10 protein-coding genes are annotated in these 22,767 nt (G+C 39.0%); 2 read left to right on the top strand and 8 right to left on the bottom strand.

Annotated elements, in window-relative coordinates:
* Position 1 precedes the first annotated feature (1 nt).
* Positions 2-1,780, top strand: a complete 1,779-nt coding sequence (locus tag P177_RS02150; RefSeq protein WP_036151369.1) for a hypothetical protein — start codon at positions 2-4, stop codon at positions 1,778-1,780.
* 3 nt (positions 1,781-1,783) lie between these two features.
* On the opposite strand, the gene P177_RS02145 is transcribed toward P177_RS02150, so the two are convergent.
* The 7 genes from P177_RS02145 to P177_RS02115 all read right to left on the bottom strand — a co-directional run bounded on the left by P177_RS02145 (position 1,784) and on the right by P177_RS02115 (position 19,963).
* Positions 1,784-3,697 (bottom strand): OmpA family protein, encoded by a 1,914-nt coding sequence (locus P177_RS02145; protein ID WP_036151367.1) that lies wholly within the window; start codon positions 3,695-3,697, stop codon positions 1,784-1,786.
* An 11-nt stretch (positions 3,698-3,708) separates the two neighbouring features.
* Positions 3,709-4,659, bottom strand: coding sequence for a PorP/SprF family type IX secretion system membrane protein (locus P177_RS02140; RefSeq protein ID WP_036151366.1), 951 nt, complete (start codon positions 4,657-4,659; stop codon positions 3,709-3,711).
* Positions 4,660-4,662: 3 nt separating this feature from the next.
* Complete coding sequence (locus tag P177_RS02135; protein WP_036151365.1) at positions 4,663-12,618, bottom strand: T9SS type B sorting domain-containing protein; 7,956 nt, start codon at positions 12,616-12,618, stop codon at positions 4,663-4,665.
* A 337-nt stretch (positions 12,619-12,955) separates the two neighbouring features.
* Positions 12,956-14,080, bottom strand: coding sequence for a glycerate kinase (locus P177_RS02130; protein ID WP_036151364.1), 1,125 nt, complete (start codon positions 14,078-14,080; stop codon positions 12,956-12,958).
* A gap of 10 nt (positions 14,081-14,090) precedes the next feature.
* A complete protein-coding gene (locus P177_RS02125) occupies positions 14,091-15,695 on the bottom strand; it encodes a sodium:solute symporter (RefSeq protein WP_036151362.1) in 1,605 nt (534 codons plus the stop codon).
* 102 nt (positions 15,696-15,797) lie between these two features.
* Positions 15,798-17,111 carry an amylo-alpha-1,6-glucosidase gene (locus P177_RS02120; protein ID WP_036151360.1) on the bottom strand — a complete coding sequence of 438 codons (1,314 nt, stop codon included), beginning with the start codon at positions 17,109-17,111 and terminating at the stop codon, positions 15,798-15,800.
* Positions 17,112-17,287: 176 nt separating this feature from the next.
* Positions 17,288-19,963: a TonB-dependent receptor gene (locus P177_RS02115; protein WP_036151358.1), complete on the bottom strand. Its 2,676-nt coding sequence runs from the start codon at positions 19,961-19,963 to the stop codon at positions 17,288-17,290.
* Between the two features lie 194 nt (positions 19,964-20,157).
* Here P177_RS02115 and P177_RS02110 point away from each other — a divergent pair, with 194 nt between their 5' ends.
* Positions 20,158-21,183: a LacI family DNA-binding transcriptional regulator gene (locus tag P177_RS02110; RefSeq protein ID WP_036151355.1), complete on the top strand. Its 1,026-nt coding sequence runs from the start codon at positions 20,158-20,160 to the stop codon at positions 21,181-21,183.
* Between the two features lie 15 nt (positions 21,184-21,198).
* On the opposite strand, the gene P177_RS02105 is transcribed toward P177_RS02110, so the two are convergent.
* Positions 21,199-22,740 carry an acyl-CoA carboxylase subunit beta gene (locus tag P177_RS02105; protein WP_036151353.1) on the bottom strand — a complete coding sequence of 514 codons (1,542 nt, stop codon included), beginning with the start codon at positions 22,738-22,740 and terminating at the stop codon, positions 21,199-21,201.
* Between the last annotated feature and the right edge of the window lie 27 nt (positions 22,741-22,767).

Below are 22,767 nucleotides of genomic sequence, written 5' to 3'. Positions count from 1 at the left end.
TATGAAGACAACACAAATACTTACTGTAATAATCATTTTAATTACCAATCTCGGTAGCGCCCAATATGTGATCAAAGATGGTAGCGACCTTTTGAGTCTAAAAAAAGTACCTCAGGAAAAAGCATACGTAGACCATAACGGTCCGTTAGTGCTCTCTGGAGAGTATTTATATTATTCTATACACTGTTTTAACGCACAAACCAATAACCCTACTAAAATAAGTACCATTGGATACGTAGCCCTAGTAAATGAAGCAAAGGACTTTGTTTTTGAACATAAAGTAAAATTGAGCAAAGGACATGGCAATGGTGATTTCTTTGTATCTACAGATATACCCTCTGGCAGGTACAAGTTATTAGGCTATACCCAATGGATGAAAAATTCAGGTCTATCTCAAGTTTTTAAAGATGATATTGTAATCATCAATCCTTATTTAGTAGACCAATCTACCCTTCTAGAAAATAAACCCGATGCACTAACATCAGCTTCAACTGATGTCATTTCGGTTTCAGACTCATCAACAATTACAATTAGAACCAATCAATCTACGTATCAACCTCGACAGAAAGTAAGCCTGAATATTAAAAATTACAAAGGAGCTTTAGGTCATGGTTTTTATAGTATTAAAGTGAAAAGGAAAGAAGAAATAGATATGCCATCTACACTAAATTCAGTTATGTATGGAAATGCCTATTTTAATGCCGACAAGGAAATCAAACAAACTATTGGTGATAGCATCTTCTTGCCTGAACAACGAGGAGAACTAGTTTACGGCACCGTAACAAACGCTAACTCAGGATTACCTGCTGAGAACCTTCCCGTTGTTATTTCTATACCCGGTAAGGAATCGTTGTTGAAGTTTTCAAAAACCGACCAAAATGGAAATTTCTATTCTTACATACGCAAAGACCGTAAAAACCCAATGGCAGTTATACAGGTTGAAAACCAAAGCGAAATGTATACCATTGAAAAAGCAACACCCAGTCCTATTGACCTAGCCGATCTATCATTCGCAAATTTCAGATTATCAAAAGAGCAAGCCGATTACATTACCGCCAGGAGTGTATTGAACCAAATAGAAAATCAGTTCTTTAGTGCCAAACCAGATTCTATTTTACAAAGCAATCCTATTGATATATTTAACGGTGGCATACCAGAAGTTATCATTCTTGATGAATACACTCGTTTTCCTACGCTTGAAGAAACTTTGGTAGAAGTAGTGAAATTCGCAGGCTTTAGAAAAGTGAATACCAGTGACGCCTATATAAGAATTGGTCAAGATTTTAAATCTTATGATGAAGATTACAACGATTTTCCTGCCATTGTTTTAATAGACGGGGTATTCATACCTCATCAAGAAAAAATCAGAACCTTTGATGCCCGAAACATTGAAAAGATAAGCTTGACAAGAGATCAATTTCGTTTGGGTCAAAAAGAGTATCAAGGTATTATTTCTATTGAAACTTTCGATGCAGATTTTCTAGACACCTATACTGCTAAAAATAGCCTAGTTGTACCGTTTACCCAACCTGTAACCAAAAAGAACTATTTTGTACAATCTTATCAACCAGAGGATGTTTCTTTTGATAGAATTCCAGATTACAGGAGAATGCTATACTGGAACCCCCTTTTAAATATTACCGATAGTGATTATCAGTTTGAATTTTTCACTTCAGATGTAGAAGGAACCTATGAAGTAATTTTAAACGGATTTACTTCTTATGGTAAACCAATTCATGTCTTTAAAGAAATAGAGGTAGTAGCGAAGCATATGAACTAAAGCTTACTCTATCAAAATAAATTCTGAACGTCTATTCAATTGATGATCTCGATCAGAACAAATGACTCCGTTTGCGCATTTGTTGATTAATACCGTTTCTCCATAACCTTTACCTGAAATACGACTTTCATCTATTCCTGCAGAAATGATATAGGCAACCGTTCTCTTTGCCCTACGATCAGAGAGCCACAGGTTGTAATTATCCTCTTCCCTACTATCTGTATGCGACCCAATTTCTACTTTTACTTCAGGTCTTTTTAACATATAATCGACCACTTTATCCAAATTCTCAAAAGCATCTTCTCTTAAGTAAGAACTGTTTAGATCAAAATAGATGGGTGCCAGTTTCAACACCTTTACCAAATCTGCCCCAATTACCGCGACTTTACTACTCTCTTCCAATACCACACGGGCATTTGTTATATTTTTTTCATCTGGTGTAGTGAACATAAACAAAGAACCCTCTTCGTAACCGTCAAGATTGGCAGTAATTGAATATTGACTCTCTTGACATGGAATTTCTATACTATAATTGCCCTGGGCATCAGTTGTAGCTTCACCTATATTACCTCTTGAAGTGTTCTTACCGTTCACGGTAACAAAAGGCAAAGGTTGTTCCGTATCCTTATCTACTGCGGTACCGGTTATGGTGACCATACAGTCTATAGTTTTCAATGCATAAATATCATCACCACCAACTCCGCCAGAACGATTAGAGGCAAAAAATCCAGAATTGGTTTCTTCATCGAAAATCATTGAAAAATCATCGTTAGGACTATTGATTGGGTTACCCAAATTTTTAACCGCTCCTTGACTCTTTAGATTGATGGAAAAAATATCCAATCCGCCTAAACCAGGGTGACCGTCAGATGCAAAATACAACACACCAGACTCTGATATGAACGGAAAAGTCTCTTTACTTTCGGTATTGATTTTTGACCCTAAATTCTCTGGTGTTCCAAAACTACCATCAGCATTAATAGCTACCTTAAAAATATCTGAAGCCCCTAAAGTTCCTGGCATATCAGATGAAAAATACAAGATCGTACCATCTTCGTTCAAGGCAGGGTGTGCAACGGAATATAGGTCGCTATTAAATGGCAGATCCTCTATATTTCCCCATACACCATCTTTAAAAGTACTTCTATAAATTTTTAATCTGCTAATGCCTTTTTTATCCCTGTTGAACGAACCTTTTTTATAATTATTCCGAGTAAAATACATGGTATTCCCATCTTTTGAAAAAGTGGTAGAAGATTCATTTGCCACAGATTTCAACTCTTCAGGAAATGCAGTTGCCGTACTATATTGTTCTTTCTCTGGACGCGTTGTTTTATAAAGATTTAAATAAGGAGTAGCACTACGATCAGTAGTTTCTAAATCCCTACCGGTTGAAAACACCAAAAACTCGTTATAAAATGATGGTGCAAAATCTGATTCTTTAGAATTTACAGAAACTAAATTTTCAATAGTATATTCGTTAGATGCAGTCATTAACTCATCAAAATAACCTTCATCCTTGTTATAGTTCTGAGCACGTACATCGTTCTTTTTCGCTTTTTTGAACTTCTTCATCCAAACCTCTGAATCCTTATAATTCTTAATCGATTTTAAAGATTGTGCATATCTATACATATAGTCAGGTTCTATCGTTGAACTATGCAACTCTAACAGCTTTGCGTACCAATAACTAGCTTCGTCATACTTTGCCCTTAAATAAGCTTCATTGCCAAGATTTTTACAAATATCCTCATCAGACATTCCCTTTTTACTCAACTCTTCATAAGTTGATGCATTACCCATATATGCATAATGTTCAAAATTATCGGCTACAGATTTTTTGTTCCCTTTCTGCGCAGAGCACAGAGAAGAAACTAAAAGCAGCAATAAAAGAACAATTGATGAGCTAAACTTCATTATTAATTATTTTAAAAGAATCTAGGGGTTAAATCAATTTTATCTTTCTTCAGAAACTCGTACCTAAGAAAAACCTCAAAAGAACCATTATTATATTTTGTTCCGCCCAATTCAGAAATATCACTATCATAGGCTAGACCAAGCATAAACTCATCGGTCATTTGAAATCCGAATAAAGCACTTATAGCGGCATCCCATCTGTAAGCTGCACCCATTGAAAATTTATCGTTCAATAAAAAGTTTGCCGATACATCTGCCTGTAACGGTGCACCAGACGTAGCTTTTAAAAGAAAAGCAGGTTTAAATTTCCATGATTCAGACATCTCAAACACATATCCTGATATTAAATACCATGTTATTCTATCAACAGAAACCAAACTATTGTTACCATCAGCGCTATCAAAATGCTCTGTTTGCAAAAAATTAGGTATGGACAAACCTGCATAAAATTGATCGTTATGGTAGTACAGACCTGCTCCAAAATTTGGAGTAAACTTTTTATAAAGATCACTATCGGTAATGGCAATACCACCTGCACTAAAATTTCTAAGATTGTTAAAATCTAAATTTAATAAGTGCCCGCCAGCCTTTAATCCAAATGACAATTTGTTATTGTCAGAGGTCTTCAATGTATACGAAAAAGCAGCGTCAATATATGTATTTTGATTGGTGTTGTTCCCTATTTCATCATGAACAATAGAAAGACCAAGCCCCACTTTGTCAGAAGAAGGTCCGTGTACACTGAGTGTTTGTGTATTAGGAGCACCATCTCTACCTACCCATTGTGACCTGTGCAATGCAGATATACTTAATACCTCTCTAGATCCTGCATACGCCGGATTCACCGAAAAAGTATTGTACATATATTGGGTGTACTGGGCATCTTGCTGACCGAACATAAGATATTGACCACCTAAAACCATGGTAAATATCAAAAAGATTATTTGATAGATTTTCTTCATCTTTTACCTAATTACGTACAGATAACCGGTTAATATTTTTTGTTCTCCCCTTGCTGTATAGTATACATCATAATAATAGGTACCAGAAGGTAGTTTCTCATTTCTGTTAATGGTGATTCTACCGTCAGACAGACCACTAAAAGCATTGGGACCATTTTCATAACCTTCTACTTCCCATACCAAAACACCATATCTATTATAGATTTTAACCGAATTTTCTGGAAATCTCTCAATATTGATAATCTCAAAGCTACCATTCATAGTATCTCCCGGTTTTACAAGATCTAGTTCTATATAGATGTCACAATTACTTCCAGATGGTGGTGTACCACCTAAAGAATCACAAGGATCTAAAGGATCGGTACCATCCAAGACTTCTTGTCCGTCCATAACTCCGTCGCCATCCGTATCTGGGTTATTTGGGTCTGTACCTAAAGTCAGTTCTTCATCATTTGATAAACCATCGTTATCAGTATCATTATTAAGTGGTTCATTATCAAAAATGATCAAGACCTCACCTTTACCTATATTTCCTGCTATATCTTCTGCAGTAATCAACAAAGTCAATTCGGGATTGACTATTGGGAAAGTTCCATTTTCTGCTTGATCCGTTTCTGTATGAATTTCCCAAATACCATTTATATCAGTATTGATTAAATACTGTAATAACAAGCCTGTATCACCAACCTCAACCGTAATATTCAATATCTCATTCGGACTCCCTAAACCAAGTAAAATGGGGTATGTGTCCATTGTTTCAAAACTATCGACCAAAGGTGGATCTATATCAATGGTATACGGATGTTGTACTGACGATGAACCTGTATTGCCATCTAAAGTTATCGTGGTGACCGTACCTAGAATACTTAAATCATTGTCCTCCACTAAATCCGAACCCGCAACCGAGATATTAAAAAACCCGTTTGCATCTACAGGACCAGTATAATTGGTATTATGAATGGTCAAGGTTACTAGATCACCTTCAGAAAAATCACCTGTAACCCTTCCCGTTACATTAATCTGACCTTGAGATTCATTTTCGTTGACAATGTTATCTGAGGTTATGTCATCTATTGTAATTACCGGAAGCACTATATTTGTTTCTTGACAATCTACTACACCATTACCATTGCTATCGGTTTGATCAAATACCACAGTAACCATACTTGTATCGTTAATAGAGCAAGGCAGTATGGAGGCTACGGTATATGTGTATGTGTTGTTACCATTATCGGTCCACGAACCACCAGTATCAGGAGATCCGCTTAATTGAGCAAATAGTGCTGTATTGGTAATCGTATCGCCTTCACAAATATTCAATGTTCCGTCGATTCCCGCATTTGGTTGTGCCTGCTCGGTTACGGTTACGATGCTTTCATCATCGGTTGTACAAGGAGCAATCGCTGCTACTGTATACGTATGTGTTCCATTGCCATTGTCGACCCATGTTCCGCCTGTGTCTGGAGAACCAGTCAACTGTGCGAATAAATCATCATTATCAAAACTATCTCCGACACAGATATTCAATGTTCCATCACCTCCAGCATTTGGTTGTGCTTGCTCTGTTACCGTTACGATACTTTCATCGTCAACTGAACAAGGCGCGATTGCTGCCACAGTATACGTATGAGTACCATCGCCATTGTCAATCCATGTTCCACCGGTATCGGGTGAACCAGTTAATTGTGCGAACAAGTCTGTATTCGTGAATGTTGCGCCTTCACAAATATTCAATATCCCGTCAACGCCTGCATTTGGTTGTGCTTGCTCCGTTACGGTTACGATACTTTCATCGTCTGTTGTACATGGTGCTGTTGCAGCCACGGTATACGTATGCGTGCCATCGTTATTGTCGACCCATGTTCCGCCCGTATCCGGTGAACCGGTCAGTTGTGCGAACAAGTCTGTATTTGTGAATGTATCTCCTCGACAGATATTTAATGTTCCATCAACGCCTGCATTTGGTTGTACCTGCTCGGTTACGGTTACCATACTTTCATCGTCTGTTGTACATGGTGCTGTTGCAGCCACGGTATACGTATGCGTGCCATCGTTATTGTCGACCCATGTTCCGCCCGTATCCGGTGAACCGGTCAGTTGCGCGAACAAGTCCGCATTCGTGAATGTTTCGCCTTCGCAAATATTCAATGTTCCATCGATTCCTGCATTTGGTTGCGCTTGTTCGGTTACGGTTACGATGCTTTCATCGTCTACCGTACATGGCGATGTTGCTACTACTGTATAGGTGTGAGTGCCGTCGCCATTATCCGACCATGTTCCGCCTGTATCGGGAGAACCGATCAACTGTACGAATAAATCATCATTATCAAAACTATCTCCGATACAGATATTCAATGTTCCATCACCTCCGGCATTTGGTTGTTCCTGCTCGGTTACGGTTACAATACTTTCATCATCTATTGTACAGGGTGATGTTGCTGCCACAGTATAAGTATGGGTACCATCTCCATTATCAACCCAAGTTCCACCTGTATCTGGATTGCCTGTAAGCTGACCAAATAGATCATCATTGTCAAAAGTTGCTCCTTGACAGATATTCAATGTTCCATCGCCTCCTGCATTTGGTTGCGCTTGTTCGGATACGGTTACGATGCTTTCATCATCGGTTGTACAAGGTGATGTTGCTGTCACAGTATACGTATGAGTACCATCGCCATTATCGATCCACGTTCCGCCCGTATCCGGGAAACCGGCCAGTTGCGCGAACAGATCAGCATTCGTGATTGTTTCGCCTTCGCAAATGCTCAATGTTCCATCAATTCCTGCATTTGGTTGTGCTTGTTCTGTTACCGTTACAATACTTTCATCTTCTACCGTACATGGTGAAGTTGCTGCCACCGTGTACGTGTGAGTACCATTTCCATTGTCAGACCATGTTCCACCTGTATCTGGATTACCGGTCAACTGTGCGAATAAATCATCAGTATCAAAACTATCTCCGACACAGATATTCAATGTTCCATCACCTCCGGCATTTGGTTGCGCTTGTTCTGTTACCGTTACGATACTTTCATCATCTACTGTACATGGTGATATTGCAGCTACTGTATACGTATGTGTTCCATTTCCGTTGTCTAACCATGTTCCGCCGGTATCGGGTGAACCGGTCAGTTGCGCGAACAAATCAGCATTGGTGAATGTTTCTCCTTCGCAAATATTCAATGTCCCGTCGATACCTGCATTTGGTTGTGCCTGCTCGGTTACCGTTACGATACTTTCATCATCTACTGTACATGGTGAAGTTGCCGCTACAGTATAAGTATGCGTGCCATCATTATTGTCAGCCCACGTTCCACCTGTGTCCGGTGAACCAGTTAACTGGGTGAACAGATCATCATTATCGAAACTATCTCCTTCGCAAATATTCAATGTTCCATCACCCCCGGCATTTGGTTGTGCTTGCTCTGTTACCGTTACGATGCTTTCATCATCGGTTGTACAAGGAGCAATCGCTGCTACTGTATAGGTATGTGTTCCATTGCCATTGTCTACCCATGTTCCGCCTGTGTCTGGAGAACCAGTCAACTGTCCGAATAAATCATCATTATCAAAACTATCTCCGACACAGATATTCAATGTTCCATCACCCCCGGCATTTGGTTGTGCCTGCTCGGTTACCGTTACGATGCTTTCATCATCTACTGTACAGGGTGATGTTGCTGCTACAGTATAGGTGTGAGTGCCGTCGCCATTGTCCGACCAGTTTCCGCCTGTATCTGGATTACCTGTCAACTGTGCAAAAAGGTCTGCGTTTGTGAACGTATCGCCAACACAAATATTTAAAGTTCCATCAACTCCTGCATTCGGCTGTGCTTGCTCGGTTACGGTTACAATACTTTCATCAACTACTGTACAGGGTGATGTTGCTGCTACTGTGTACGTATGCGTGCCATCGTTATTGTCTACCCATGTTCCACCTGTATCTGGTGAACCTGTTAACTGGGCAAAAAGATCTGCGTTATCAAAACTAGCTCCAGCGCAAATATTCAATGTACCATCACCTCCGGCATTTGGTTGTGCCTGCTCGGTTACCGTTACGATACTTACATCATCTGCTGTACATGGAGCAGTTGCAGCTACTGTGTAAGTGTGCGTTCCGTCGCCATTGTCCGTCCACGTTCCGCCCGTATCCGGTGAACCGGTCAGTTGTGCGAACAAGTCTGTATTTGTGAATGTTTCTCCTTCGCAAATATTCAATGTTCCATCAACGCCTGCATTTGGTTGTTCCTGCTCGGTTACGGTTACAATACTTTCATCATCTATTGTACAGGGTGATGTTGCTGCCACAGTATAAGTATGGGTACCATCGTTATTGTCGACCCATGTTCCACCTGTGTCTGGATTGCCTGTAAGCTGACCAAATAGATCATCATTGTCAAAAGTTGCTCCTCGACAGATATTCAATGTCCCGTCGATACCCGCATTTGGTTGCGCTTGCTCTGTTACGGTTACGATACTTTCATCGTCTGTTGTACATGGTGCTGTTGCAGCTACAGTATAGGTGTGAGTTCCGTCGCCATTGTCCGACCAGTTTCCGCCTGTATCTGGATTACCTGTCAACTGTGCAAAAAGGTCTGCGTTTGTGAACGTATCGCCAACACAAATATTTAAAGTTCCATCAACTCCTGCATTCGGCTGTGCTTGCTCGGTTACGGTTACAGTACTTTCATCATCTACTGTACATGGAGCTGTTGCTGCTACTGTGTACGTATGCGTGCCATCGTTATTGTCTACCCATGTTCCACCTGTATCTGGTGAACCTGTTAACTGGGCAAAAAGATCTGCGTTATCAAAACTAGCTCCAGCGCAAATATTCAATGTACCATCACCTCCGGCATTTGGTTGTGCCTGCTCGGTTACCGTTACGATACTTACATCATCTGCTGTACATGGAGCAGTTGCAGCTACTGTGTAAGTGTGCGTTCCGTCGCCATTGTCCGTCCACGTTCCGCCCGTATCCGGTGAACCGGTCAGTTGTGCGAACAAGTCTGTATTGGTGAATGTTTCGCCTTCGCAAATGCTCAATGTCCCGTCGATACCTGCATTTGGTTGTGCCTGCTCGGTTACGGTTACGATACTTTCATCATCTACTGTACATGGTGAAGTTGCAGCCACGGTATACGTATGCGTGCCATCGTTATTGTCGACCCATGTTCCGCCTGTGTCTGGAGAACCAGTCAACTGTGCGAATAAATCATCATTATCAAAACTATCTCCGACACAGATATTCAATGTTCCATCACCTCCGGCATTTGGTTGTGCTTGTTCGGTTACGGTTACGATGCTTTCGTCATCAACTAAACAAGGCGCGATTGCTGCCACAGTATACGTATGAGTACCATCGCCATTATCGACCCATGTTCCACCTATATCCGGGGAACCGGTCAATTGTGCGAACAGATCTGCGTTGGTGAATGTTTCGCCTTCGCAAATGCTCAATGTTCCGTCGATACCCGCATTTGGTGGAGTTTGTTCTGTTACCGTTACAGTACTTTCATCGTCTACCGTACATGGTGATATTGCAGCTACTGTATAAGTGTGAGTTCCATTTCCGTTGTCTAACCATGTTCCGCCGGTATCGGGTGAACCGGTCAGTTGCGCGAACAAGTCCGCATTGGTGAATGTTTCTCCTTCGCAAATATTCAATGTTCCGTCGATACCTGCATTCGGTTGTGCCTGTTCGGTAACCGTTACGATACTTTCATCATCTATTGTACATGGTGAAGTTGCTGCCACTGTATACGTATGTGTTCCATTGCCATTGTCGGTCCACGTTCCGCCTGTATCCGGGGAACCAGTTAATTGTGCGAACAAGTCTACATTCGTGAATGTTTCGCCTTCGCAAATGCTCAATGTTCCATCAATTCCTGCATTTGGTTGTGCTTGTTCTGTTACCGTTACAATACTTTCATCTTCTACCGTACATGGTGAAGTTACTGCCACCGTGTACGTGTGAGTACCATTTCCATTGTCAGACCATGTTCCACCTGTATCTGGATTACCGGTCAACTGTGCGAATAAATCATCATTATCAAAACTATCTCCGACACAGATATTCAATGTTCCATCACCTCCAGCATTTGGTTGTGCTTGCTCTGTTACCGTTACGATGCTTTCATCATCTACTGTACATGGTGATATTGCTGCCACTGTATACGTATGTGTACCATTGCCTTTGTCGGTCCACGTTCCACCGGTATCAGGTGAACCGGTCAACTGTGCGAACAGATCTGCGTTGGTGAATGTATCGCCTTGGCAAATGTTCAATGTTCCATCGCCTCCGGCATTTGGTGGGTCATGCTCAATTACTGTTACAATACTAGTAGCATTAACCGTACAAGGTGCAACAGCAGTTAAAGTATAGGTAAATGTATCATCAAAATTATTAGTCCAGGTTCCACCTGTATCCGGAGCACCTGTTAAAGACGCAAAAAGATCTGCATTCTCAAAAGAATCCCCTAAACATATATTCAGAATCCCGTCGACACCAGCATTTGGACAAGAATACACTGTAATATTAACTGTTGCGTATTGTGTATAACCCTTTGCATCTGTTATTCCGTAAATAAATGAGTCGGTACCTATAAAGTCCGTACTTGGTGTATAAGAGAAGTAATCATCTTGAGGGTCGGTAGCTGAACCGTTTTCGTTTAAGGAAACACTACCATTGGTGGGGGTACTGACAATAAATATAGCTCCTGAATTAGGACCATTACCTCCAAAATCATCATTATTAGTTACTAAAATATCAACTGAATTATTCTTTTCTACCGTAGCGGTATCATTTAAAGGAACAGGAAAAAAACTATCTGTAGTATCATTAAGTAAATTACCATCTGTATCATCACCATCATCTGAAATGTCATCTGTATCATCTGGACCGTATGGACTATCGGCAAAAACACTTACCTGATTGATTACTCCTCCTTCATTAATTTCATTTGCAGTCAATACATGGGCAGCAGTATATGTCGCAATTTCATTTGGCAAAAGAGTTCCTTCTAAAGAACCCATTGTAGAAGATAAGAAATTTGGCGGGGTACTTAATGCTATACTATCTCCACTAGCATCTTTAAAAGTATCGGTTACATCAACATTCGTAACTTTTACGTTACCTGTGTTTTCTACTTCAATAGTATAATCTACAGCATCACCTGTTTCAACGGGAGAGCTAAAATTATTTACAACGGTCTTTGTTACTTCTATTTCTGGTTCAGCTATAATTAAGTTAGAAAGTACAAACTCCACTTCCTCGTTTAAACCTAAAAGACTACCAGCGAGGTTAACATCCATATTAATGGATTGAACAGCTTCATCCATTTTCATCGTTCCTCCTCCTGTTCCTGTAGTGTTCCCATTACCACATTCACCACCATTACCACTAATTAGCGAACCTGTATCTACATTAAATTGGGTGTTGGTAAATTCAAAAATAGGACCATTGCGACTAACATTTGACCATGTTCCATTAGTTGATGTAAAAACACCCGTACTAGAACCAGAAAGCAAAGGAAAAGGCAAAATACCATAGGTACCCACTCTATCCACATGAAGTAATGGACTTACAATATATACCGGATCACCGGTAGCCGCATCAAAAAAACGGAACTGCAAAGTACCAAAACGTAAAATAGAGTTTAATGAAATTTCTATTGAAGGACTTCCAAATACATCAGGAGTAGGGTCTCCATAAGTAGCATCTGACGTACAACCCATAGTATCTTCACCTAAGATAGATACCCCTAATGAAGGTACTACCTCCACCCTTACCGCACCATCTGAACTAAAAGATTCCCAAGTGACGGATAAGGGTTGCTGGGTCCAAGTAGTTGTCTGCTGCGAGTATAATGGTTGTATCCCCAGTATCAAAAGAAAAAGAACGGCTAATCTTTTCCAAAAAGAATTTAAGTTAGAATATGAAGTAATAGGTTTGGTCATTGGCTAAAATAATCCATCAATATTTTTCAAGTTTGAATAGATATTAGTTCGTACGTAAACTAAAGGTAGCAGTAGCCTAGTGCCCTATAAATAAATTGTTGTCAATAGACCGAAAGTAAAGGTATACCAAGAGATATCTGTGGCTTGCAAATCGCATTCTTTGCTGTTTTTATACTTTATAGGACTTGTAGTAAAAAGATTACAGTTGTTTTAATTTTTAATTTAGCATAAGAAAATTGATCGGTTTAATAGAAAGCCTAAAACCCAATTCCGGTTAAATCCATATGCACATTAAAGTAATACTTAGTTGAAGCAAACCAATTTAATAATCAACTTTTCACTTCAATAGACTTGCAAAATTAAAGGCGGCATTTACAAGGTTGACCTTACTCTGCTCCATGGCTTCATTCAACGTAGAAACCCCTCTTACAATTGAGGCTACATAATCAAGTCCGAATTTTTGTTGTTGTGCCACGGTTATACTTACCGATCCGCAGAGTGCGGCAACTGGTATGTTTTTAAGCTTTGCAGATTTCACGACCCCGTCTATTGTTTTACCGGAAAGTGTTTGTTCGTCTAACTGACCTTCACCGGTAATAATCCAATCTGCACCATTAATGGCACTATCAAAATCTGCCAGTTCTTTTACCAAATTATTTCCTGAAATTAATTCCCCATTTAGAAAAACAAGGGCGCCACCTCCTACTCCACCAGCTGCACCGGCGCCACTTACTTTTTGTAAATCGATTTCATAGCGATTCTTAATAATTTCGGCAAAATTGCACAAACCCTGATTTAAAAATATAATCTCATTTTCAGAAGCACCTTTTTGCGCACCATAAATATAAGCGGCACCTTGTAACCCATAAAAAGGGTTGGTGACATCACATGCCACTTTAACGGTTATCTTGTCAAGTTGCGGGTGTTTATTGGAGTCATCAATTGTTTTAACTTCAGAAAGATTTTTACCGACCGGTGACAATTCTTGTCCTTCCCCATCTAAAAACCGATATCCCAAAGCATTTGCCATGCCCATTCCACCATCATTGGTTGCACTACCGCCAATACCTAGAATAATTTCAACTGCACCTTTTTCCAGTGCATCATAAATCAATTCTCCTGTGCCCGAAGTTGTGGTTTCCATGCAATTGCGCTCATCTTCAGAAAGCAATTTTAATCCTGATGCTTCTGCCATTTCTATGTAGGCGATTTTTGTTTCATCAGAATATAAGTAAGAAGCACTGATAGGTCTAAAAAGCGGGTCATTTACCGTAACTGCAACCTTTTCTCCTTTTATATAATGTTTAGCGACTTCCATTGTACCATCACCACCATCTGCCAACGGTCTTTTCAAAATTTCGGCATCGTTGAACACCATTCGGAGTCCTTCTTCCACGGCATCGCAAAATTCGAAACCGGTTAAAGAGCCTTTAAACTTATCTGGTGCTATTACAAATTTCATCGTTGTAAGATTAATTTAAAATATTAGGTAGTGCAACACTGAACGCAATAATGGCTACAAAATAGGCAATCAATATCATTACCTCTTTTTTACCTGAATAGTATTCTACTTTTAACCCTTCGTTTACCGTTCTTGTAACAGTATAGCTAACCGCAAGTGCCACCAAAACAGTTACCAAACAACCAAGAGCATTCCACCAGAACCAAAAGATCTGTGGTACATACAACCAAAGATAAACATTGAACAAAACACCAGCCACTATACCAATATTTGCTCCAAGCGCATGTGTTTTCTTGGTCAGGATAGCCAAAATAAAAGCTGCCAAAATTGGCCCGTAGAAAACCGAACTTATCTTATTGATAACCTCTATAACCGTACCCTCTATATTACCTGCAAAAAAGGCGAAGAGCAAGCATACAAGCCCCCAAAATATGGACAAGAGCTTAGAATAAGTCATGTATTTTTTATCGGGCATATTTGGATTGAACCTTTTTACAAAGTCTTCCATAGTTACTGCAGAAAGTGAATTTACCGTTGAGCTTAATGTAGACATCGCTGCTGACATAATAGCCACAATCAAAATTCCTATTACCCCGTTAGGTAAATATTTTATTATAAAAACCGGCACCATTAAATCTGCCTTCTTACCCGCTAGAGAGCCAATATTTGCCTGATAAACAGTTTCCATCTGTTCTTGAAAAGTTACATCTTGCAATAACAAAGTACCCAACACAAGCCCCATTATACAATAGGTCAATGTAAACGGAAAACGAAGTAATCCGTTTGCCATCATCAGCTTTTTAAGGTTAGACATGCTACTTGATGATAACAATCGTTGCGATTGGGTTTGATCTGTACCGTAGTAGGAGGCATATAGAAAAAATCCGCCTATGACCATGGGCCAAAAACCAAATTCATCATTTCCGTCCGCATTATTAAAACCCCATTTACTAAAGTCTACCGCTGTAATTCTATCGGTATCCACATGGGTAAGAAAATTATCTACTCCACCAAGTTCACTAAATCCAAAATACAGACAAATGATAATACCTATAAATAGAATACTCATCTGAATTACATCACCCCAAATAACCGCTTTCATTCCGCCTTGAAATGAATATACCATGGTGATAAGACCGATGATTAATATAGAAATCCAAAAATCCAGTCCAATGGTTGCCTGTAGAATTAGAGCCATAGTATACACCATAACCCCTGTTGCTACCGATCTGCTAATTTGAAATACAAAGCTTATTAAAAGACGGGAAGAGGAGTCAAATCTTTTCTCCAGATATTCATATACGCTAACAATACCAGATTTATATAGCGTAGGCAATACTGCAATAAGTAAAAAAGCCATTGCCAGGGGCACGCCAAACTCGTACGTTAGCCACTGCATGCCTCCACCATCTTTAAGACCTACAAATGCAGGTGCGGAAATAAAGCTTATAGCCGATAATTGCGTTGCCATTGCCGAAAGGCTTAGCGGCAGCCATGATGTTTTACGACCACCCAAAAAATAATCGCCACCAGAGTTGTTCTCTTTGAACATAAAGCCCAACCCTAAAAAGCCTGCTAAATAAACAACAATAATGATATAGTCAACGTAGTTCATACCTTAGTTTCTATTTTTTTTGATTAAAAAGCCAACCATAACAATACCGAATAGGTAGAATACAATTAAAAAGTAATCAATATAATTCATAACACATCAGTTTTAATCGGTATTCACCATATCAATATATAAAGCGGCGCTCCAAGAGAAATTATTACCGCCGTATCCGGTAGGGTTCTCACTGCCCGTGTCTTTTCTACAGTCAAAATATTCGTAAAAACCATATCTCTCGATCAGCTCAATACTATCGTTTTTAACTTGCTCTGCCACTTTTGAAAAACCATAGTTTTTAAGTCCAAGAAAAAGTAACCAATTCATGTTGATCCAAACAGGACCTCTCCAATATTTCCTTGGGTTAAATCGATTGTTCGTTGGGTCGAATGACGCACATAGATATCTCTCATCACCTCCAAATTTACCCATCATGGTATTCACAAGCACCTTGGCTCTTTCAGGCGAAGGAATATTTGCGAACAAAGGTGAAAAGGATGAAGACGTAATATGGCGAATAGCTTTTTCATTTCTTAGATCATAATGCACGTAGGCACCCAGTTCAACATCAAATAATTTCTCGTTAAAACTTGCGATACTCTTAGATTGCCATTGTAATAGGGTTTTAATCTTATCTTTATTGCCCCCAATCAATTCATATAATTCTATAAGCGCTTGATTCGATTTAATTAGCATGGCATTGAACAATGGATCTTGTACCAAAAAAGGAGACAATTCCGCTATTTTACCATCGTCATAATTATTCTGTTTAGCAATGTCTATGATATACAGGTAGTGATCATACTCCCTTTTAGAAGGACGTTGAGAAGCATCTACATGGGTGGTATCTTTTCTAACGAAATTATATTCTGGAGGATTCATGGTATCCCAGATATCATCCCAAACAGGTGAGTTGTCAGTACCAGATTCCCAGTTGTGATAGATGTATACCAAACCTTCATCTTTGGGGTCTCTATTCTCATAGAAATACACATGATTGTCAAAAACCTTATCGATTTCTTCTTTGATAAAGCTCAACATATCATCTTTATCTTCTGCAATACGATGCATTTCTTGCAGCACAAAACCAGAAACAGGTGGTTGCGTCATACCCGTAGACCTATATTTTTTAGAGGACAATGGGTGCAATTCAGATTGATGAAAATCTGCTCCGGGGAAATATGAATCGTTATTCGTATGAAAAACGATATGCGGTATAAATCCATTACCCCATTGAGAATCTAACAATGTTCTCATTTCGGTTTTTGCCTTTTCTACATCATAATGGGCAAAACCGATAGCGATAAACCCAGAATCCCACTTCCATTGAAAAGGATACAGCCCTGCGCTTGGTATGGTAAAACCTCCATCTTGAAAATTTGCATCTAATACTGCAATTGCCTTTTTATATAATTCTTGCTTCATATTATCTCATAAATAACCTTGGGACTACCCCACTAGGTTTTGAATTGAAAAATAATTATCACTTCGACTCAAGCGTCGGAGCAATTAAATCTTGATTATCGAGTAAAAAAACACATTGGTAATTCTCCAACCACCAATGTGCTCATCATTTAAACTTAAACTAACAACACAAATTTTTAGAAATTGAAAGTAGCCGTTACGAATAATCTTCTAGGTAAAATTGGTCTACCTACAAAGAATTGAGATTCCGTTTGACCTGCTGAACCTGCTCTTGGGTTCCCTTCTGTAATTCCGTCACTATCAAATAAATTAAAGACCGATACCCCTAAACGAACCGAATTGTTGTTATCCTCTTTAGAGAATGTGTAACCGGCACCTAATCTACCTATGGTAATAGCATCTAATTCTATATTATTGGTATCATCTGTAAACTTTGCACCAGTATAGTTGAATCCGAAGTTTGCATCAAAAGCGGCATTGTCATAATACAATCCTAAGCCGCCCAACAAGTTTGGCTGTCTAGCCAATTCGTTACCTACGTTGGCTTCTGTAGATGTACCGTTCACCAAATCAAAATCGGTATTTTTTGTAATCTCATGATCTTGGTAGGTAACATTACCACGAAGGTTTAAATACTGTGCAAGACTATAATCCCAAGTTGCCTCAATACCTATTGTTCTTGTATTTTGCTCTGCTCTTGTTTCATCTATTAACTGACCACCAACAATGGCTTGTCTAATAGAGATACGATCTTTAAGACCTACATAATACCCAGCAACAGAACCAGAGAATTTTTGATTTCCGAACTTGGCACCGGCTTCAAATTGTATAATATTTTCAGCATCGTACGGACTCTCAGAAATACCAGCTACAGGAGCAAAACCTCTTAATTGTGGAAAGAAATATCCCTTAGAAAAATTTGCATAAAGATTGGTCGTTTCCGTTAATTCATAAAGACCTGCTAAAGAAAGTGCCCAAGCACTTGCATTAACTTCTGTTCTTAAAAATGTACCATCTGCAGTTTGCACATCACTAAGTTCAGTGGTAATATCTGGAGTAGAATAAACTGTTTCGCTCATAATACCACCGCGACTGTTGATACCATCTGTATGTTCCCATCTGAAACCAACATCAAAACGCCATTTATCCAAGATCATCTCATCGGTAACGTATAATGCCAATCTGTTTTGAGAAAGAAAGTTATTAGCAGTTTGTCCTATACGGTTGTATAATCCACCTTGAGAATACACTACATTATCGCCACCAGCATCGGTATAATTTAAGTTTACCAATTGCGGATTGTTATTGAACTCTGTCAACACTCTATATTGATAGTTAACATCTTCTGCCTCTGTACGAGCTATATAAGAACCAACAGTAATGTTATGATTACCACCATTTGCTGTTTCAATAGATTTTGTCAAATTGATTTCGCCAGAGTAATCTGTCATGGGGCGTAAACGATCTACATGAAGGTTATCAATAACCAAATCGTTACCGTTAATTTGTGCACCTGATCCACTTTGGTAAGCAGCAGTATACCCTAAATTACCAGGAGCAATACTTTCTACATAATTATCTAATGTGATAGGATTTCCGTTAGTACCATTACCACCAACATAAAGTGCAAAATTGTGCTTGTAGTTGGCATATTTAATCTTAGAAGTCAATTTAAGATCATCTTCAAATCTATAATTGAAATCACCCATAATGTAACCACCAGAAGTAGCTACACCATCAGCAATAGGACTGTTATATGTTCCGCCAGGAGTATTAAATGAAGTATTAGCTAAATCACCAGATAGCAATTGTTCAACTGGGTTACCGTCATTACCGTTTATACGCTCTCTGCTACCTCCACTTAAAGGAATAGGAAGATAAAACTGAGCCTTATCGTCAATAAACTGTCCGCTTAAAGTAAATGATCCGTTATCGAATTTCTTTTTGATGTTACCTCTAAATTGAACACCTTTTGTTGGCAGCCCTACATCTATAGGACCTCTATCATGACGCACAAAACCGGTAAAAGCATAATAAGTATTAGAATCTTCACCACCTAGTTGACCACCAGAATAGAAATCGGTTTTAATTCTACCTTGGTTGGCTACTTCTATATTAATAATGTTACCCGGGTTGGTATCTCCAGTTTTACTTGTGTAGTTAATAATACCGGCAACAGAACCTGCACCGTATAATACAGCTGCACCACCACGAACAAATTCAACTCCTTTAAATCCTATATCTGGTCTAGCATAAACATCATGCGCAGAAGAATTTAGTCCGAAAGAACTGATCAATGGCATACCATCATATTGTAGCGGATTGAAAACATATTGACCACCAGAAGGAAGCCCCCTAACAAATATATTACTTGCCGTTTCACCACCACCACCTTCTGCAGTAATACCTGGGACACTTCTAAGAATATCTGCCTGACTATTTGCAGAAAGCTTAGTAATTTCTTTCATCTTCACAGAGCTAATAGATAAAGGAGCCTGCTTTTGAGAACGAAAGGTACTAGAAGCTGTTAATACAACTTCATCAAGTTGCTGACCACCTTCTTGCAGCACAACATTAACAGTTTGTGCTGTACCGTTTAAGTCTAATGATTTGTCAACTGATGTAAACCCTATATATGATACACGTAAAACCTGAGTACCTGTTAGGTCTGTTGAAAAAGAAAAATTACCATCAAAATCTGATGTTGTACCCGATGTACTACCTGTAATTAAAATGTTAGCACCGGGAATTGGTTCTCCTAAATTGTCTGTTACGGTTCCTGAAATATCGGTCTGTGCAAAGGAGCCTTCACTGAATAGAAGTACGATTACCGCAAAAATAATTTTCTTCATAATGTTTGAGTTTTTTTAAGTTGAGTCGATTTAAATTATCAAATCGTTGATTATGAAGCCAAATTATATGAATATAGCATTCTATTAACCAAAAATTAACGAAATATCAATGCAAACGTTTGCGAAAACGTTTGCAATTTATTTTGTATTATTGTTATTCCTTCAATAAACATATAATTTACTCATTTTCAACCATGAGCAAAAAAAGAAACACCACTTTAAAAGAGCTTTCTAAAGAACTTAGTTTATCCATTTCAACAGTTTCAAGAGCCCTAAACGACCACCCAGATATCAGTCCTGCAACTAAGGAGAAGGTTAAAAAATTGGCCAAGCAAATGAATTATGTACCCAATTTATTTGCCAGAGGATTTCGCTCTCGTGAAACTCATATTCTTGGGGTAATCGTACCCAACATATCGCACTTATTCACTTCTACCATTATAAAAGGAATTATTGAGGAGGCCGAGTTAAGAGGCTACCGTGTTATTATATCAGAATCTAATAATGACGACACCAAGCAAGTAGAAATGTTGAATACCATGACACAGTTTGGGGTTGATGGCGTATTAATTTCATTGGCAAGAAAAACAAAAGATGTAAAAGAGGTTTTAAAGGTTTTAAATCGTATCCCTATTATTTTGTTCGACAAGGTTTCCAGTAAAATACCTTGTACACAAGTAGTTATCAATGAAGAAGAGGCTGCATTTAATGCTGTAGAACATTTAATAGAACTTGGTAAGAAACGAATAGCTATTATTAAGGAAACCGAAAACTCATACAATTCAGAAAAAAGATTCGCTGGTTATTTAAAAGCGTTAAACAAATATGGCATACCTGTACGTAACAAACTTATTTTAAGTACAGAAGATATTTCATTAGGAAACGGAAGACGATTAACTAATATCCTATTAAGTATGAAGAAACGACCTGATGCCATTTTCGCAATTACGGACAATGCCGCCATAGGAGCTATAAAAGCGCTACATAAATTTAAGGTGAAAATACCTGAAGAAATAGCTGTTGTGGGTTTTAGCAACTCCATTAACTCCACCATTGTTAGCCCTGGATTAACCACTGTAGACCAGCCAGGCGACAAAATAGGACGCACTGCAGTTCGTTTTTTAATTCAAGAACTTGAAAACCCCACAAATGAAGTGATTACCAAAACCGTGGAAATCAAAACCAGTTTAATTGTTAGGGATTCTTCACTAATGGTTTAAAAAGGCAAGAATAGATTATAAAGGAATATTACCATGCTTCTTCTTTGGCAAGGTTACTACTTTATTCTCTAGCATGGTATACGCTTTTATTAATTTCCGCCTTGTATCCTTAGGTCGAATTACCTCATCTATAAATCCTCTTTGCGCGGCACTGTAAGGGTTTGCAAATAGTTTTGCGTATTCCGCCTCTTTTTCTGCCAGTTTCGCTTCTGGATCATCGGCAGCACTTATTTCTTTTCTAAAAATGATCTCACTTGCACCTTTGGCTCCCATTACCGCAATTTCTGCACCTGGCCAAGCATAATTTAAATCGGCACCAATATGTTTAGAATTCATAACATCATACGCACCACCGTATGCTTTTCTGGTAATTACGGTTACCTTAGGCACTGTTGCCTCACTTAAAGCATAGAGTAATTTTGCACCATTAGTAATAATACCGTTCCATTCTTGATCGGTACCAGGCAGGAATCCAGGAACATCTACCAATACCAAGAGTGGAATATTAAAACAATCGCAAAAGCGTGTAAAACGCGCTGCCTTTTTAGAGCTATCAACATCAAGTACACCTGCGAGACTAATTGGCTGATTGGCAACAATACCAATACTTTTTCCTCCTAATCTTGCAAAACCGACAACAATATTATCGGCATAGGCTTCATGTATTTCAAAGAATGAATCTTGATCTATGATTCCGTTGATAACATTGCGCATATCATAAGGCTGATTTGCATTTTCAGGAACAATATCCTCTAGTACATCACGAACTTCATTACCTGGAACAAATGGCATATCGGTTGGTTTATCCTCGCAATTTTGGGGCATATAACTAATCATCTGCTTAATCTGATTGATACATTGAATATCGTTAGCTGCCGTAAGATGCGTTACACCAGATTTAGTTGCATGCGTTAATGCACCGCCAAGTTCTTCTGATGTTACTTCTTCGTTCGTTACCGTCTTCACCACATTTGGACCGGTAACGAACATATAACTAGAATTCTCTACCATTAAGGTAAAATCTGTCATGGCAGGTGAATATACCGCCCCACCGGCACAAGGACCCATTATAGCAGAAATCTGAGGAATCACTCCCGATGCCATTACATTTTTATGGAAAATATCGGCATATCCGCCTAATGAACGTACTCCTTCTTGAATTCGGGCTCCCCCACTATCGTTTAGACCAATCATGGGGACACCAATCTTCATGGCCATATCCATGATTTTACAAATCTTTTCGGCATGGGTTTCAGATAAAGCCCCTCCAAAAACAGTAAAATCCTGTGCAAAAACACAAACTTGCCTACCGTTGATTGTACCATAACCAGTAACTACCCCATCACCGTAAAAGACTTGTTTTTCCATACCAAAATCTTTGGTACGGTGGGTAACTAAAGCACCCATTTCTTCAAATGAGCCTTCATCAAGCAAAAAATGAATACGTTCATAAGCAGTTAACTTTCCTTTAGCGTGCTGTTTGTCAATACGTTCTTGACCACCACCCAATTTTCCCAATGCCAGTTTCTCTGCTAATATCTCTTTATTATCTTTCATTCTAATCGTTCAAAAAATCTTAATTAC

It is taken from the genome of Maribacter forsetii DSM 18668 (assembly GCF_000744105.1).
Taxonomy (GTDB): Bacteria; Bacteroidota; Bacteroidia; order Flavobacteriales; family Flavobacteriaceae; genus Maribacter; species Maribacter forsetii.
The sequence above is the reverse complement of the archived record's forward strand: the minus strand, read 5'-3'. Positions and strand labels throughout refer to the sequence as shown.

What these genes read in the sequence shown, in the direction of transcription:
- P177_RS02140 (WP_036151366.1), bottom strand. Translation starts at nt 4,659, where the DNA reads ATGAAGAAAATCTATCAAATAATCTTTTTGATATTTACCATGGTTTTA.
- P177_RS02110 (WP_036151355.1), top strand. Translation starts at nt 20,158, where the DNA reads ATGAGCAAAAAAAGAAACACCACTTTAAAAGAGCTTTCTAAAGAACTT.
- P177_RS02145 (WP_036151367.1), bottom strand. Translation starts at nt 3,697, where the DNA reads ATGAAGTTTAGCTCATCAATTGTTCTTTTATTGCTGCTTTTAGTTTCT.
- P177_RS02135 (WP_036151365.1), bottom strand. Translation starts at nt 12,618, where the DNA reads ATGACCAAACCTATTACTTCATATTCTAACTTAAATTCTTTTTGGAAA.
- P177_RS02105 (WP_036151353.1), bottom strand. Translation starts at nt 22,740, where the DNA reads ATGAAAGATAATAAAGAGATATTAGCAGAGAAACTGGCATTGGGAAAA.
- P177_RS02125 (WP_036151362.1), bottom strand. Translation starts at nt 15,695, where the DNA reads ATGAACTACGTTGACTATATCATTATTGTTGTTTATTTAGCAGGCTTT.
- P177_RS02130 (WP_036151364.1), bottom strand. Translation starts at nt 14,080, where the DNA reads ATGAAATTTGTAATAGCACCAGATAAGTTTAAAGGCTCTTTAACCGGT.
- P177_RS02150 (WP_036151369.1), top strand. Translation starts at nt 2, where the DNA reads ATGAAGACAACACAAATACTTACTGTAATAATCATTTTAATTACCAAT.
- P177_RS02115 (WP_036151358.1), bottom strand. Translation starts at nt 19,963, where the DNA reads ATGAAGAAAATTATTTTTGCGGTAATCGTACTTCTATTCAGTGAAGGC.
- P177_RS02120 (WP_036151360.1), bottom strand. Translation starts at nt 17,111, where the DNA reads ATGAAGCAAGAATTATATAAAAAGGCAATTGCAGTATTAGATGCAAAT.